Consider the following 14,521-nt stretch of genomic DNA (forward strand, 5'->3'; position numbering starts at 1 on the left):
CATATTATATATCTATATATATAAATAAATTTAGGAGGAACATATGGATTTAAATATGAATGTATGTCCACTTACATTAAATACTACAAGGATTTGTGGGAAAAGTTCTGTAGGCTTTGCCACTGAAATATCAAAAATAGGTTATTCTAATATGAATCCTAATGCAGTAATACTTATAAACAAAAATGAGGTATTTGATGGCATAGCATCTGCTCCTTTAGTTCATTTTCCTATAAACGCCCCCATACTGCTTACAGACCCGTATAATTTGACACTGGTAACCTTAAAAGAAATTCAGAGATTATCTCCCAAAGGCTATAATGGTATCCAAGTAATATTAGTAGGAAATATTTCTATTAACATAATAAATCAATTGAGAATTGCTGGTTTTACAAGTAAACTTATAACAGGAAATAACCATTATGAAACTGCATGTAGGATACCAGCCGAAAGAAAAGACTTTAAAAATGTCCTACTAGTTTCTGGAGAGGATTATTCCGAAGGCATTGTTTCTTCCTATTGGTCTGCACATCATGGAGATCCTATACTTTTCGTTAGAAAAAATGATATTCCTTATTGTACTTTAAATGCTATTAGAAAAATGAATGATATAAATCTGTATATAATAGGTTCACAAAAAACTATATCTACTACAGTTGGAGAAACATTATCTAAACTAGCAAATGTAAAGCAGCTTGTTAGAATATCTGGAAGTACTCCCTATGAAATAGCTGTTAACTTTTCAAAATATAAAAGCCCTACAAGTGAATTTGGCTGGGGAAGAAATTATAAAGAAGGTCATGCTTTTTCCTTCGGCACATTAAACAAACCCATGGAAATCGTTACTTCTGCAATTCTTGCACATATGGGAAAACATTCGCCATTACTTTTAATAAAAGGCGACAGTGTTCCTGATGTAACATCAAATTATCTTAAGGAAGTAAAACCAGTACCTCCAATGAATATGCCACGTCCTCCATTTATGCATGGTTTTATACTAGGTAATACTAGTGATATCACTTTTGAAACACAGATTAAAATTGAAGATATTATTTCTTTAGAGCACTGAATAAGAATAAAGCTAGGTTTGTGTAAACAAATCCAGCTTTATTTTTTATATGAATACTAAAATGAGATATATAAAATGTATATTGAATTTATTTTGGTTAATAATAACAATATAAAAATACTTAATACCATATTTATATTAAATTGTATTTTAATTACTATATACTGATTTATATAATATGATAATACAGGAGAATATATTAAGGATTTAACAAGTGGGGGTGCTGATTCAGTTATAGATTGTGTGGGTATGGATGGCAAGATGTCAACAATTGAGAAAGTAGATAGCGCACTTAAACTTCAAGTTGGCTCTAAATCTGCAATAGAAATGGCATCTCAAGCAGTACGAAAAGGCGGTATAATTTGTTGTTTTAATTAGTAGTAGTGACATTCTCTAATTAAATAAATTTGCTCCTCCATTTATTTTTATGATATAACAAAATAATTACAAATAAGATACTGCATTAGGATGAATGCCTAATGCGGTATCTTATTTTATTAGAATAGTATTTGCAAATTATAATCCAATGTTTTTTTAATGTAAAATAAATTATTTATTTTCAACTGTAGTTTCAGATTTTTTATAAGTATCTGCTAATTGCTGAGAAGGTTTATTATAAGGAGTTGCCCATCCGCGATTTACAGCTAGGGCTGTTAATGCTGAATGGCCACCTATTATGCCATTTAAGCTAGTTGAATATAACGCTCTTAGTTCAGGTGTCGAGCTTGTCAAAGTTGCAGCTAGATATGCATCTGCTGCACTTGTTGCAGAACCAATCATATTTCCAGCTATTACTTCATCATTAATATCTGTATTTCCTTTAACAATATTGTTGATTAAAGTCCCCATATTATTTTGTACCTCCTGTAATTGTTACTTGGTTTTCGTTAATAAATTGTTGTACTCCTTTTATTCTTCCTTCCATTGCTAAAACTCCAGTTTCAGCTTGCTTTTGTAAATCTTCGTCGCTTATTAGTTTCTTCATTACTTTAGCAACAGCCAAACCGTCTTTTTCCATAGTTAACAAAGATGTAAGGGATAATAATTCTCCTTCTGATAGTTGTCTCATATTAATACCTCCGAAATTATAAAATTTTACTACGTTATATTATGTGTAATATAAAAGTTATTAACCTATAAAATAGATTTAAAACAAAGTGTTTACTATAACTCATAAACCACATAAAAAAAGAGCCACTCAGGCTCTCTTGAATGTTTAATGATGTGGGGATTGTTAAATCCTAGGTTTTGTAGGATCACAATTAGGTGATTTTGTCTCAGAAACTGTTGCAAGCTTAGTTAAGTAATAACACTCTTCTCTATTCATGTGGTCAAGAACAAGTGGTACAAGGCTACCTAATGTTTTTTTGTCAGATATTTTATAAAGTAATATCTCAAGATATTTTTTAAAGTTTAACATTACCTTTTCTGCTGTAAAGTTTAAATCATCTAAAGCAGGAAAGCTATTGAGTCCCGTTCTAGTAAAACCACTAAATACTCCAATTAATTATTATCCATATTTATTATATTACAAAGCACTCATTTTGCTACCGTATGAGAATTATCCATTTATTATAATTAGGTTTTACTGTACTTCTTAAAGAAGAACTTAATTAAAATTATTGAATATAGTAATATGTTATATGTTATATGTTATATGGAGGTTAAAAATGGAATACGAAAATTGAGAAGTGTTCAACATCAAATAATTGTGTACCTCAAGAGACTGTAATAAAAAATGTTAGATTAGCAGCTGCTTATGTCCCTTACCAAAAACTCTGCAACTGATTATAAAAATTATCGTTTTATTTACAAAAATCTTGATTTCAATAATTAAGAACATAATATTACCCAATAATTTTTGGGGCTAGTTTTTAAATGCAAAGGCTTAGTTACTTCAGTCTTTGCATTTTTTATTTTTCTGAAATTGTGTAAAATACTTTTTTAAATTTAAGAAATAATTTAAGAGTAAAGTTCTGATATTAAATAAATGAGACCTTCTTCTACTTATATTCCATAATTACATCTTTTTGATTTTTTTAGAATCTTTAGAAAATGCTAGTTCATTACCTGCTTCTATTTTCATTTTAGCATATTCCTTTTTTGTTTCTTGGCTAGGAATTTTACTTTCCACGTTATCTTTTTTAGCTAAATCTGACATAGTAATAACCTCCTTATTGGATTAATTTAAAATTTCAATATTAAAATAATTATTATAATATTAATATAATTAAATTAATTTAGTGTATGTAAGTTACTTATAAAAAAATATATAACTATTCTCACACTTATAATATTCGCCTTTAATTTGCTGCTATAAGTTTTATATTTTTGCACAAGATACTATCATACCAAAATAAATTTAAAAGGAGTGGTTACATTGGCAAACAGACAATTAGTACCTGAAGCTAAAGCTGGATTATATAAATTTAAAATGGAAACTGAAAAAGTAGTAGGAATTAATTTCACTGATTACAATGTTAATTTGACTTGAAGACAATGTAGTTCTGTTGGTGGAAAATCTGCCACCGCTTTTAGCAGTTTAGTTCAATTATATTTTCACAACATTTAACTTTTCTAAATCTTATTGTGATAAGTAGTATTATACTATTTATTAGAGAGATAATATTTTGGTAGATGGATTAAAATCGAACACATAGTGAAGTTAAATTGATAATTCTTAAAAGGAGAAAAAGAAGTGGAACGAGAGAGCTTAGCGAATAGATTAATTAAAGGAATTAAGATAATCAAAGAATCTGAATCTAAGATACAGTTAGAAATTCAAAAAATGAAATTGGAAAAACAAAGGTTAGAATTAAAAAATGAATCATTAATTGAAAAAAATGATAATTTGAGAGAAAAGATTAAAGAAGGAATCAATAAAAATAAATCATTAGTTGAAAAAAATAATAATTTAAAGAAAATGATTAAAGAAAACATTAATAAAAAAGCAAAAGATTCTTCAAAATAAGTCTTCATATGCTACACAACTGCCGTGAAAAGTCTGTTTTTCATGACACTTGATTTTTTTAAAAATTTAGGAAGCATAAAAAAATTTGGAACCTTTTGAGTATGTAATGACTATTCTATATCATACAATTCAAATATTATTACTCCTTTTCCCTAGCGTAATTGCTAGGTCTTTTTATTTTTTTAAAAATACATACTACTCTCAAATTTATATACTAATTTTAAAAGTACGTAAAATAAGTTTAATATGAACTTTCGCTGTATATGTTATATACTAAAACCTTCACATATTATGATCTGGGGGTACTTGTGTCGACACATATAAAGATTGCGCATTAAAGTAAATGAGAAGCGTTTAAAAATTTTATTTCGACTTATCAAGTTTAAGTTGTTCTTCGCCCCATATAGACAATTCATTCAATGCAGGAAGTAGCGATTTACCTCTTTCTGTTAGAGCATATTCAACTTTAGGAGGAATCACTTCATATTGGATTCTAACAATAAGATTATGTTCTACCAATTCCTTTAAAGATTTTGTAAGCATCATATTAGTAATACCTTTAACTTTTCGTTTTAATTCATTATATCTAGTGAAATTATTATCAAATAAGTACCACATAATAGGCAACTTCCACTTTTGCCCAATAATCTCTAATGCGTATATAAGTGGACATTTTGTCTCGTATTTATTATTAGGCAATTCTACATTGCAATCCGTATCATTATTCATAATTATAACTCCTTTAAATTCAATAGTATACTTTTTAATACTAACACAGAAAAAACTGCGTACTTATGTATTTATATCTTTATGATATATAATTATAGCATACAAAATAAGTGAAAAAAATATAAAGAAATACAAGGAGTGTTACTATGAAAGTTTATGCTATTAACGGAAGCCCAAGAAAAAATAAAAATACGGCTACATTACTTCAAAAAGCTTTAGAGGGAGTAAAAGAAGCTGCAAAAGATAAGGAAATTGAAACTGAAATAATTAATTTATATGATTTGAACTATACTGGGTGTAAAAGCTGTTTTGCCTGCAAAAGACTTGGCGGTGTAAGTTATGGAAAATGTGCAGTAAAAGACGATATTCAAGAAGTTTTAGAAAAGGTATCTCAAGCTGATGGGATTGTTTTTGGTTCTCCAATATATTTGGGTACTATAACAGGTCAATTACAATCATTTATAGAAAGACTAATATTTCCTTATTTAGTTTATGATGAGAATTATTCTACACTTTCACCAAAGAAGATGCCAACAGCATTCATTTATACAATGAATGCTCCAGAAGAAGTAATGAATAAACTTGGTTATTTAAAAACCTTCGATCACATTGAATCTACTATTGAGCATATATTTACAAAACCATTAGCTATGTATTCAAATAATACTTACCAATTTGATGATTACTCAAAATATAAATCTAATGCCTTTTCTGAAGAAGCAAAAGCAGCACATAGAAAAATTCAATTTCCTTTAGATTGTCAAAAAGCATTTGAACTAGGTGCAAGTTTAATAAAATAGTATATTAACTAAAGTGAACAACTCCTTTGAAATATTCATACTTAGACAGTATTCGTATCATTTGGTGGGTACCTAAAAAAGAGTATTATTTTTATTGACAGCTCATTATTAATTGTATACAATGTAATTTAACGCAATTTATATATTGTATTATTAGAAAGGATTATAGGTTGCCTTTAATAACCTAAATATATTTTACAAGAGGTATAATAAATGAATATTGATTTTTCAATTGAAGATGCAGTAAAAAAAAGATACAGTGTAAGAAACTATCAAGAAAGAGAAATTGAACCGACTAAAAGAAAAGCTATTGAATCTTTTATTGATTCTTTAAATAATCCATTTGGAAATGAAGTCAATTTTCACTATCTTGATGACAAGGACATAAAAAACAAAGAAAAACTTGGAACCTACGGTGTTATTAAAGGCTCAAAGCAATACATCGGAACAACTATTAAATTAGAACCAATGGCACTCGAAGCATTGGGATATGAATTGGAATCAGTAGTTCTTTATTTGGCACATCTTGATCTTGGAACTTGTTGGCTCGGAGGAACCTTCGATCGTGAAGGCTTTGCAGATGCTATGAAGATTAAAGAAGGAGAATTATTCCCAATCATAACACCTTATGGATATGCCGCCGCCACTAAGCATGAAAAAGAGATAGAAATGAGAACAATGATTCAAGCAGATAAACGTAAAGAATGGGATCAATTATTTTATAAAAATGATTTTAAGTCTCCTCTTACGAGTGAAGAAGCCGGTAGTCTTGCCTTTCCACTAGAAATGGTTCGATTAGCACCATCAGCATCAAATAAACAGCCGTGGAGAATACTTCTTAAAGATGGTGACTTCCATTTTTATGAATATAAAGAACCTGGATATAGCGATAGATTCCCCTACGATATCCAAAGAGTAGATATGGGGATTGCCGCAGCACACTTTGATTTTTCACTTAAAGAAAAAGGTATTAAAGGTCATTTTAATACGGCATCTAAGCCGAAGCTAGAGTTGCCTGAGAATATGGAGTATGTTTTTTCTTGGATAAAGGAATAAAAAGTGAAACAAGAGAAGCCATTATAAAGAGGCCTCTCTTGTTTCATTTATATTTACATTATTATAAATAATCTATATTATCTTCCTATCAATCAATATCTTCGTCCGTTGTGTTTTCAGTGATTTCAGATCTAGGAGCGCAGTCATAAACATAAAGTTTATTTTGTTCAATTATAGCTATTAGTTTCTCAGGGTACTCCTCGTCAGTTCAGTAGAAAGAGTTATAGACGTTCTGGCAAGCTTCTTTGTAGTCTTTAGATGTTATTACAGATTTGTACCTGCTAAAGCTTAAAATCTTTCCCTGGTCCAGAATGCTGTCGCCCAGCGTATCATACTTTCTAAACCTGCATATCATGGGAGTGTTTACTCCATTTATAAATTCATGAGTATTAAATTCTTGAACTTCATATCCAGAGCCTTCTGTCCATTTGATACCAAAGATATTGTTACCTTTAACATATTGTAGCCAGGGTACTTCAAATTATTTTGTCTAACTAAATTAGAGGCTTGATGCTTTTAAAAAAAAATTATAAAAAAGTGTTGACCCTAACACAATGTCATAGTGTAATATAAAAATAGAGCTTAAGTATATTGACAAAAACTCATAGCCGGCGAGTGATAGAAAGTATTGATAGCTCTAAAATCAAAGTTGGAGGTGCAGCAATGAAAACAATAAAACAAGTTTCGGATTTGACAGGAATAAGTGTGCGCATGTTACATTATTACGATAAAATAGGATTGTTAAAACCAAGTAATTTTACAGATGCAGGTTACAGACTTTATGACGATGAAGCTCTTGGGACCTTGCAACAGATTTTATTTTTTAAGGAACTTGATATACCTTTGAAAGAAGTTAAAGAAATCATGGTTAGTACCCACTTTGATAAAATGCAGTCTCTGGAAAATCAAAAAAAGCTACTCATTATAAAACGTGATAGAGTGAATAGCTTGATAGAGCTTATAAATAAAACCTTAAAAGGAGCAAATACTATGAGTTTTAAAGAATTTGATATGACGGAATATTATAACGTTTGGGAAGAATATAAGAAAAAAAATATGGATAAAGTAATTAAGACTTGGGGAAGTATAGATAAATTTGATGAGATGATTGAACATATAAAAATTAATGAAGCTAAAATTGCTAAAAACTCTATAGAAGCTTATGGAAGTATAAAGAAATGTGCCGAAGACATGAAGAAAACTTTATATAATGAAACGTTAATAACTATAGCAGAAAAACGCAAAGAATTTGAAAAAGATTGCCTTGAAGATAACCACCCTATATTAAAAGAACTATATGAAAAACTTACAATAGACTTAGGCAAAGACCCTTCTGCAAAAGAAATTCAGCAAATTGCTAAAGAGATAACGGATACAGCTAAAAAAGATTATGAAATTTTTAAAATGGATAAAAAAGGGGATGATTATTGGTATTATACGACAAAAAAATATTTGCAAGATCCAAAGTGGATAAAAACAGTTGATAAGGACTATGGAAGAGGTGCGGCTGAATTTATTGGAGAAGTTTTTAAAATTTATTTAAAAGATAAAAGACCTAAATTAGAAAGATTATATGACAAGCTTGCAGTTGACTTAAGTAAAGATCCTACCTCAGAAGAGATTCAACAAATTGTCCAAGAAATAGCAGATACAACTAAAAGTAATAAGGAATTTTATGTAGGAGATACGGGTTTGAATTATAAGGTGTTTTTATCCAGTTTAGCTGATCTTTATTTAACAAATGCCAGTAAAAATATAAATGCTGCAGATAAGGTATATGGGAAGGGTTCGGCTAAATTTATCGGAAAAGCTTTGAAATTTTATGCTGAAAAATAAGTAGTGAATTATTTCAATCACTCTCAAATTCTTGGGATATTTTATTTAATATAATAAGTATGGAATAATGCATAAAAGTAGTGTATATTTTCAATTAGAGGTCAAAAATAGCAACAATACGGTAGTTTATTGCTATTATAAAAGTATGAATGATGGTATAGTCTAGTTATAGCTGCATAACAACCGATATCGACTGCAGGTGGAAGTGGCGCTAAAAAATGCACAAAATACTTACGAGAAACTTTTGTATGTTGGGGATTTAATTGCGGATATGAACTCCCAGTTATATCGAATAGTTACGGAGGATATAAGCCTTCTAAAAAGGTGGTCAAAAAGTGCAAAATAGTTGCTGAAAAATTCTACAGTGATGTCTCTGGTGGAAAATTATATTCTCCAATATTTGTGAGTTTGTTAGTTTATAATATATTTCATGGGATGAGCCATACTGGAGCTGAAGGTGAGTTTTATGACAATGAGTACTGGAAAAAGACTGGACTGGTCTCTGTTGCATATGCGACAGAAATACCCCTTCCACTATACAAAAAGGTTTTGGGTAATATTATATATTACTTTGCGAAAAGAATGGCCAAAAATATAAAATTAACTTTCAACGTTTTTGTTTCACGTCATTTTAAATAAAAAAAAGGATTAAGCTCTATTATATGGAATATAAAAATATCAGAATTAAGCAATTTTTTATGTCGTATTCATAATACATATTAAGAAATTATTATATGTAAATACACAAGCTGTGGGGAGATCAACATGGGATTTGACCTTATAATAACATATTTAGCTATAATAATAATGGTACCCTATTCAATAATTTATGCATTTGATAAAGGTACCTCTGGAATCAAAGTACTGCTTTTAGGAATAAACTTAACTTTAGCCGGAGGCATATTTGCAATTATACCTGATTTTGATGTTAATGGAGTCTGGTATCTATTAGTTCTATTCGGTTTGATCATTTCTTTTAAAGGTATATCAAAAACAGATTAACATTAATTAATAATACTCTTTAACTATGTACTAACCTACTGATGAAACTCAAAGTGAATGTAACACAATTGAGTTACATTTACTTTGATTCTATAGACTAGATGTGCATAAACAACAAATGCCGTGAAATAATAAAATTTCACCGCATTTGTTGTTTTCAGACTTATTATGTTGAATGATTTTTTAATATGTCTGTGTATCTTATTCTTTGTTACTAAGGGTGTTTTTGCCTATCCACCCGAAAAGGTGGAATAGGACAAGTGCTTTTATATCACTTTTTGGGGTTGTCATTACTTTTGGTTTTATACTTAGACCATAGTTTCTTTATAGATTCTAAAAATACTGCAATAAGCCACACTATCAACGCAACTATTTTTATAATGCTACCATTTGGTAAATATGCTGTAAAAACAAATAATATAGAAGCAATAAGCCTAAATATGAAATCTTTTTTGATAAACATAATACAAACCTCCAGAAAGAATTGTTTAACCAGTAGATAAGCCGTAAAACAACATTTTCGAAACAAACTATAATTACTTATTTTAGATATTAACATCGTTTCAATCGCAATAATTATTAGTACATCCTTAATAAGAGCCTACAAGTCCATCAATTCTACTCAATTTTTTAAGAAAATTGAAAGTAACAATCCCTATTGCAAGCCATACTAGAGAAATTGCAGCTAATGTTAAATACTCTGACATAGGAATTGCCTGTCCAACAAGGGCCTTTCTAATAAGGTCATTTCCAGTAGTTAAGGGGATCAAATTAATAATTGAAAACTTATCTGAAACAACTGTTAATGTATTTGAAACAAACAATAATAATGTTTGAATGATATACATTATTCTACCTATATTCTTAAACTTCAGTGTGAGCCCACCAAACATTAATCCCATACCATACATTCCTGCAATAGTAATTAATAAAGTAATAATAACATTAAGATTTATGGATATTCCTACATGAAAAATCAAAACAGAAAAAATAAGTATTATAGCTAATTCTACAAGTTCAATTAACATACCGGAAATTAGTCTGCCTATCATTAAAACATATAGTGGAATTATTGAGGTTAACTTTTGTTCTAGTGTTCCTCTTGTAGCTTCGGCTTCTATATTAGAACTTACTAAATTTATTGCAAGTATAGAAAAACTATATAATATATATCCTATTAATAGTAAGGATTTAGAATCTTCAGGTGATCCATAATAGTTACCTAGGCTAGTTCCAGTACCCAAAAACAATAAAGCTGTGTACAAGCCCCCTATAAATAAGATATCGCTTATAAAATTCATTTTGTAAGACCATGTACTTTCTAAAGAAATCTTTATTTCAGCACATAATGCATTTAAATATTTCATTTTTGATTCTCCTCTCTGAGTTAAATAATAGGATTAAGCTGAAACAATTTTTAAATATTTTTCTTCAATTAAACTATTAGAAATATTATCGTTAACTAAAATTTCTTGCACTTTCCCATTATTTAAAATTGCAATTCTATCTACTGCTCTTCTAATGAAATCCACATCATGTGAAGCTATTAATACGGTAGTATTATTTTGTTTTTTTATAATATTTAGTAAGTTTAATAACATTTCTTTAGCCTCGATATCTAATCCATTAGAGGGTTCATCTAGTACTAGTATCTTAGGTGTAAGTAATATGTTAGCAATTATAGCTACCTTTTGTTTTTGACCTAGAGATAGAGTATTGACCCTTCTATTTAAAAGATCATTAATATTAAATAATTCATTATATTTTTTTATATTAGAATCAATTTGTTTTCTACTAATTCCCTTTAATGCACCAAAATAATAAAAATTACTCTTTACACTTATCCTCCAGTAAAGATTTCTAGCACCTTCTAAAACTACAGCTATATCCTTTAAATAGTTGATCTTTTCAGTATTAATTTTTTTATCATCAATATAAATTTCTCCATTATCCGGAATAACTAAGCCCGTTAAGGCTTTTATTAATGTAGTTTTACCAGCACCATTAGGACCTAATAAACAAATAATTTCATAATCATTTACATCAAGAGTAAATGAATCAAGAGCTACTATTTCCGAACCTTTATATTTTTTTGTAAGATTCTTAAAATTAATCATATATACCTCCTCATAATTTTGGAATAATGTAACCCTCACCCCCTCCAACTAAACTTATAAAATATATATACTATTTATTCCTAAATGTATTTAGAAAATACTATTGTGTTATGTCGTGAAAATTTACAATTCTGACTAACAATATATACTTTATTATATCACAATTACCATAAATTAATAATATTTACAATTATTTAAATGTATAATAGCCTCAAAGTGAATGTAACTCCCGTATAGTTTGTTTCAGTTTGTTCGCTAATTTGTACAGCTTCAACTATAATTAAAGATTTCTTTTTCATATAGTTTCTCAAAAGGATTTAAGCATTGATATTCTTTTCTTCCTCAGATGGCTCACAATATGACAGAATTTATTTTTTAAAATAACTAGTATACTATTGTATTTGTGTATGTGTATATACTATACTATAACAAGTGTATACATATATGTATATACACTCGTTGTATAACTAGTGTATTATTACAAGTATAAAAAAATCAAAAAAGAAAGTGAGATGAATTATATGAGTAATATTTCAAAAAGAATTGAAAGATTGCCAGTTACGCCAATGCTTTGGAGAGTGCTGTTTTTAGTAGGTATCGGATGGATGTTTGATGCCATGGATCAAGGGATGGTCGCCGGTGTGATGGCTTCAATTGGAAAGGTGTGGAAACTTACTCCCACTGATTTGGGATTACTCGGCAGTGTTTCGGCGATTGGAATGGCTATTGGTGCGGCAGTTGCTGGAATGGTTGCTGACAAATGGGGTAGAAAAACAGTCGTTACGTTTACCCTTGTGTTATATGGATTCGCTAGTATATTATCTGGCATCGCGCCAAACTTTGGCCTATTGTTATTCTTCCGGTTTTTAACGGGATTAGGTTTGGGCGGAGAGTTGCCGGCAGCATCTACTTTGGTTAGTGAGTTCTCGCCCGCTAAATCTCGTGGTAGAATGGTGGTCTTGCTCGAGAGCTTCTGGGCTTGGGGATGGATCGTTGCAGCTTTAATTTCTTACCTCTTGATTCCTATTTATGGCTGGCGTATTGGCTTTTTATTGGGAGGAATACCAGCACTGTATGCAGCCTATCTGAGAAGGAATATTCCTGAATCTCCTCAATTCCTGGAACAAAAAGGACGCTTCAAAGAGGCAGATGAAATTGTAAGTAAAATGGAGCAACAAGCTGGAGTAAAAAATAATGAAGTGGCTGTAACCAGTCAGCTAGAAAATGAAAAAATAGGTAATTCTAAGCTTTCAGATTTATGGTCTAAAACCTATTTTAAGCGTACCCTTGTGTTATGGATTTTATGGTTAGGTATTAATTTTGGTTATTATGGGTTTGTTTTATGGACTCCAACTCTCCTTGTCGGCAAAGGTTTCAGCTTAGTAAGGGGTTTCCAATTTACATTAATTATTAGCATTGCTCAGTTACCCGGATATTACAGTGCGGCATATCTAATAGAAAAGATTGGTCGTAAAGCAGTTTTAGTAAGCTACTTAGCAGGAACTGCCGTGTCCGCATACTTATTTGGTCAAGCGACATCCTCAGCTACTGTGCTTGTTTTTGGATGCCTACTTTACTTTTTCAGTCTAGGAGCTTGGGGCGCGGTGTACGCTTATACGCCAGAAGTTTATCCTACACGTATTAGGGGCACCGGAACCGGTTGGGCAGCTGCAATTGGACGTATTGGTGCCATCGCCGCTCCTTATATCGTTGGAGTTGTGTATGAAACTAAAGGTAAGCAGGCTGGCTTCACTTATGTATTTATTATGCTAACTATAGTGTTCGCAGCAGTTGCCTTAGTGGTTGCTTTTGGTGGTATTGAAACTAAAGGTAAAACTCTAGACGAAATTGATGCATCTTAACAAATTTTAATAACTAATTAGAATTCATTTATAACCTCTCGAGTAAATTTCGAGGGGTTTTTTAATATTAATAAAAAGAGTATTATTTTTATTGACAACTCATTGTCAATTGTATACAATGTAATTGAATACAATTGCATTGTATTATTAGAAAGGATTATAGGTTGCCTTTAATAACCTAAATATATTTTACAAGAGGTATAATAAATGAATATTGATTTTTCAATTGAAGATGCAGTAAAAAAAAGATACAGTGTAAGAAACTATATGGAAAGAGAAATTGAACCGGCTAAAAGAAAAGATATTGAATCTTTTATTGATTCTTTGGATAATCCATTTGGAAATAAAGTCAAGTTTCACTATCTTGATGACAAGGACATAAAAAACAAAGAAAAACTTGGAACATACGGAGTTATTAAAGGGTCAAAGCAATACATCGGAACAACTATTAAGTTAAAACCAATGGCACTCGAAGCATTGGGATATGAAATGGAAGCAGTAGTTCTTTATTTAGCACATCTTGATCTTGGAACTTGCTGGCTCGGAGGAACCTTCGATCGTGAAGGCTTTGCAGATGCTATGAAGATTAAAGAAGGAGAATTATTCCCAATTATAACACCTTATGGATATGCCGCCGCCACTAAGCATGAAAAAGAGATAGAAATGAGAACAATGATTCAAGCAGATAAGCGTAAAGAATGGGATCAATTATTTTATAAAAATGATTTTAAGTCTCCTCTTACGAGTGAAGAAGCCGGTAGTCTTGCCTTTCCACTAGAAATTGTTCGATTAGCACCATCAGCATCAAATAAACAGCCGTGGAGAATACTTCTTAAAGATGGTGACTTCCATTTTTATGAATATAAAGAACCTGGATATAGCGATAGATTCCCCTACGATATCCAAAGAGTAGATATGGGAATTGCCGCAGCACACTTTGATTTTTCACTTAAAGAAAAAGGTATTAAAGGTCATTTTAATGCGGCATCTAAGCCAGAGATAGAATTGCCTGAGAATATGGAGTATGTTTTTTCTTGGATAAGGGAATAAAAAATGAAACAAGAGAAGCCTTTAATAAA

Annotated in this window: 18 protein-coding genes and 1 pseudogene; 10 read left to right on the forward strand and 9 right to left on the reverse strand. The window is 30.3% G+C overall.

Annotation, left to right across the window (positions count from 1 at the left end):
- The first annotated feature begins 43 nt into the window (after positions 1-43).
- Together LL038_RS14690 and LL038_RS14695 are read left to right on the forward strand one after the other, a co-directional pair.
- Complete coding sequence (locus LL038_RS14690) at positions 44-1,069, forward strand: cell wall-binding repeat-containing protein (protein ID WP_216124750.1); 1,026 nt, start codon at positions 44-46, stop codon at positions 1,067-1,069.
- A 177-nt stretch (positions 1,070-1,246) separates the two neighbouring features.
- Positions 1,247-1,432: pseudogene (locus LL038_RS14695) on the forward strand (glutathione-dependent formaldehyde dehydrogenase); the annotation flags it as partial.
- A 186-nt stretch (positions 1,433-1,618) separates the two neighbouring features.
- Here LL038_RS14695 and LL038_RS14700 read toward each other — a convergent pair.
- The 4 genes from LL038_RS14700 to LL038_RS14715 form a co-directional block, all read right to left on the reverse strand.
- Positions 1,619-1,918: a spore coat protein gene (locus LL038_RS14700; RefSeq protein ID WP_151553707.1), complete on the reverse strand. Its 300-nt coding sequence runs from the start codon at positions 1,916-1,918 to the stop codon at positions 1,619-1,621.
- 1 nt (position 1,919) lies between these two features.
- Positions 1,920-2,138: a hypothetical protein gene (locus tag LL038_RS14705; RefSeq protein WP_216124752.1), complete on the reverse strand. Its 219-nt coding sequence runs from the start codon at positions 2,136-2,138 to the stop codon at positions 1,920-1,922.
- Positions 2,139-2,303: 165 nt separating this feature from the next.
- Positions 2,304-2,573: a DUF2935 domain-containing protein gene (locus LL038_RS14710; protein ID WP_216124899.1), complete on the reverse strand. Its 270-nt coding sequence runs from the start codon at positions 2,571-2,573 to the stop codon at positions 2,304-2,306.
- Positions 2,574-3,089: 516 nt separating this feature from the next.
- On the reverse strand, positions 3,090-3,230 hold the full coding sequence (locus LL038_RS14715) for a hypothetical protein (RefSeq protein ID WP_216124754.1): 141 nt from the start codon (positions 3,228-3,230) through the stop codon (positions 3,090-3,092).
- Positions 3,231-3,449: 219 nt separating this feature from the next.
- Here LL038_RS14715 and LL038_RS14720 point away from each other — a divergent pair, with 219 nt between their 5' ends.
- Both LL038_RS14720 and LL038_RS14725 read left to right on the forward strand, forming a co-directional pair.
- Positions 3,450-3,563, forward strand: coding sequence for a small, acid-soluble spore protein, alpha/beta type (locus LL038_RS14720; protein ID WP_309245083.1), 114 nt, complete (start codon positions 3,450-3,452; stop codon positions 3,561-3,563).
- A 204-nt stretch (positions 3,564-3,767) separates the two neighbouring features.
- A complete protein-coding gene (locus LL038_RS14725) occupies positions 3,768-4,040 on the forward strand; it encodes a hypothetical protein (protein ID WP_216124759.1) in 273 nt (90 codons plus the stop codon).
- A 363-nt stretch (positions 4,041-4,403) separates the two neighbouring features.
- Here the strand turns inward: LL038_RS14725 and LL038_RS14730 are convergent, their stop codons facing one another.
- Positions 4,404-4,769, reverse strand: a complete 366-nt coding sequence (locus LL038_RS14730; RefSeq protein WP_216124761.1) for a winged helix-turn-helix transcriptional regulator — start codon at positions 4,767-4,769, stop codon at positions 4,404-4,406.
- 146 nt (positions 4,770-4,915) lie between these two features.
- Between LL038_RS14730 and LL038_RS14735 the strand changes: the two genes are divergently transcribed.
- Together LL038_RS14735 and LL038_RS14740 are read left to right on the forward strand one after the other, a co-directional pair.
- Positions 4,916-5,569 carry a flavodoxin family protein gene (locus tag LL038_RS14735; RefSeq protein WP_216124763.1) on the forward strand — a complete coding sequence of 218 codons (654 nt, stop codon included), beginning with the start codon at positions 4,916-4,918 and terminating at the stop codon, positions 5,567-5,569.
- 213 nt (positions 5,570-5,782) lie between these two features.
- Complete coding sequence (locus LL038_RS14740) at positions 5,783-6,625, forward strand: nitroreductase family protein (RefSeq protein ID WP_268055883.1); 843 nt, start codon at positions 5,783-5,785, stop codon at positions 6,623-6,625.
- 208 nt (positions 6,626-6,833) lie between these two features.
- On the opposite strand, the gene LL038_RS25710 is transcribed toward LL038_RS14740, so the two are convergent.
- Positions 6,834-7,067 (reverse strand): hypothetical protein, encoded by a 234-nt coding sequence (locus LL038_RS25710; RefSeq protein WP_216124901.1) that lies wholly within the window; start codon positions 7,065-7,067, stop codon positions 6,834-6,836.
- 221 nt (positions 7,068-7,288) lie between these two features.
- Between LL038_RS25710 and LL038_RS14745 the strand changes: the two genes are divergently transcribed.
- Both LL038_RS14745 and LL038_RS14750 read left to right on the forward strand, forming a co-directional pair.
- Positions 7,289-8,461, forward strand: a complete 1,173-nt coding sequence (locus LL038_RS14745) for a MerR family transcriptional regulator (protein WP_216124766.1) — start codon at positions 7,289-7,291, stop codon at positions 8,459-8,461.
- 765 nt (positions 8,462-9,226) lie between these two features.
- Entirely contained in the window at positions 9,227-9,463 is a 237-nt protein-coding gene (locus LL038_RS14750) for a hypothetical protein (protein WP_216124769.1), read from the forward strand.
- Positions 9,464-9,734: 271 nt separating this feature from the next.
- Here LL038_RS14750 and LL038_RS14755 read toward each other — a convergent pair whose 3' ends face one another.
- The 3 genes from LL038_RS14755 to LL038_RS14765 form a co-directional block, all read right to left on the reverse strand.
- The gene (locus tag LL038_RS14755; protein ID WP_216124770.1) at positions 9,735-9,926 is read right to left on the reverse strand and encodes a hypothetical protein; all 192 of its coding nucleotides are present in this window, start codon (positions 9,924-9,926) and stop codon (positions 9,735-9,737) included.
- A 127-nt stretch (positions 9,927-10,053) separates the two neighbouring features.
- Positions 10,054-10,830, reverse strand: a complete 777-nt coding sequence (locus LL038_RS14760) for an ABC transporter permease (protein ID WP_216124771.1) — start codon at positions 10,828-10,830, stop codon at positions 10,054-10,056.
- Between the two features lie 33 nt (positions 10,831-10,863).
- Entirely contained in the window at positions 10,864-11,580 is a 717-nt protein-coding gene (locus LL038_RS14765; RefSeq protein WP_216124772.1) for an ABC transporter ATP-binding protein, read from the reverse strand.
- 521 nt (positions 11,581-12,101) lie between these two features.
- Between LL038_RS14765 and LL038_RS14770 the strand changes: the two genes are divergently transcribed.
- Together LL038_RS14770 and LL038_RS14775 are read left to right on the forward strand one after the other, a co-directional pair.
- Positions 12,102-13,442, forward strand: coding sequence for an MFS transporter (locus LL038_RS14770; RefSeq protein ID WP_216124903.1), 1,341 nt, complete (start codon positions 12,102-12,104; stop codon positions 13,440-13,442).
- A 207-nt stretch (positions 13,443-13,649) separates the two neighbouring features.
- The gene (locus tag LL038_RS14775) at positions 13,650-14,492 is read left to right on the forward strand and encodes a nitroreductase family protein (RefSeq protein WP_216124773.1); all 843 of its coding nucleotides are present in this window, start codon (positions 13,650-13,652) and stop codon (positions 14,490-14,492) included.
- The last annotated feature ends 29 nt before the right edge of the window (positions 14,493-14,521 follow it).

Source organism: Clostridium estertheticum (genome assembly GCF_026650985.1).
In the GTDB taxonomy this organism is placed as follows: Bacteria; Bacillota; Clostridia; order Clostridiales; family Clostridiaceae; genus Clostridium_AD; species Clostridium_AD estertheticum_C.

Bases quoted from the DNA above. Each gene is read 5' to 3' on its own strand.
- LL038_RS14690 (WP_216124750.1), top strand. From the start codon at position 44: ATGGATTTAAATATGAATGTATGTCCACTTACATTAAATACTACAAGG.
- LL038_RS14700 (WP_151553707.1), bottom strand. From the start codon at position 1,918: ATGGGGACTTTAATCAACAATATTGTTAAAGGAAATACAGATATTAAT.
- LL038_RS14705 (WP_216124752.1), bottom strand. From the start codon at position 2,138: ATGAGACAACTATCAGAAGGAGAATTATTATCCCTTACATCTTTGTTA.
- LL038_RS14715 (WP_216124754.1), bottom strand. From the start codon at position 3,230: ATGTCAGATTTAGCTAAAAAAGATAACGTGGAAAGTAAAATTCCTAGC.
- LL038_RS14730 (WP_216124761.1), bottom strand. From the start codon at position 4,769: ATGAATAATGATACGGATTGCAATGTAGAATTGCCTAATAATAAATAC.
- LL038_RS14735 (WP_216124763.1), top strand. From the start codon at position 4,916: ATGAAAGTTTATGCTATTAACGGAAGCCCAAGAAAAAATAAAAATACG.
- LL038_RS14740 (WP_268055883.1), top strand. From the start codon at position 5,783: ATGAATATTGATTTTTCAATTGAAGATGCAGTAAAAAAAAGATACAGT.
- LL038_RS14745 (WP_216124766.1), top strand. From the start codon at position 7,289: ATGAAAACAATAAAACAAGTTTCGGATTTGACAGGAATAAGTGTGCGC.
- LL038_RS14750 (WP_216124769.1), top strand. From the start codon at position 9,227: ATGGGATTTGACCTTATAATAACATATTTAGCTATAATAATAATGGTA.
- LL038_RS14755 (WP_216124770.1), bottom strand. From the start codon at position 9,926: ATGTTTATCAAAAAAGATTTCATATTTAGGCTTATTGCTTCTATATTA.
- LL038_RS14760 (WP_216124771.1), bottom strand. From the start codon at position 10,830: ATGAAATATTTAAATGCATTATGTGCTGAAATAAAGATTTCTTTAGAA.
- LL038_RS14765 (WP_216124772.1), bottom strand. From the start codon at position 11,580: ATGATTAATTTTAAGAATCTTACAAAAAAATATAAAGGTTCGGAAATA.
- LL038_RS14770 (WP_216124903.1), top strand. From the start codon at position 12,102: ATGAGTAATATTTCAAAAAGAATTGAAAGATTGCCAGTTACGCCAATG.
- LL038_RS14775 (WP_216124773.1), top strand. From the start codon at position 13,650: ATGAATATTGATTTTTCAATTGAAGATGCAGTAAAAAAAAGATACAGT.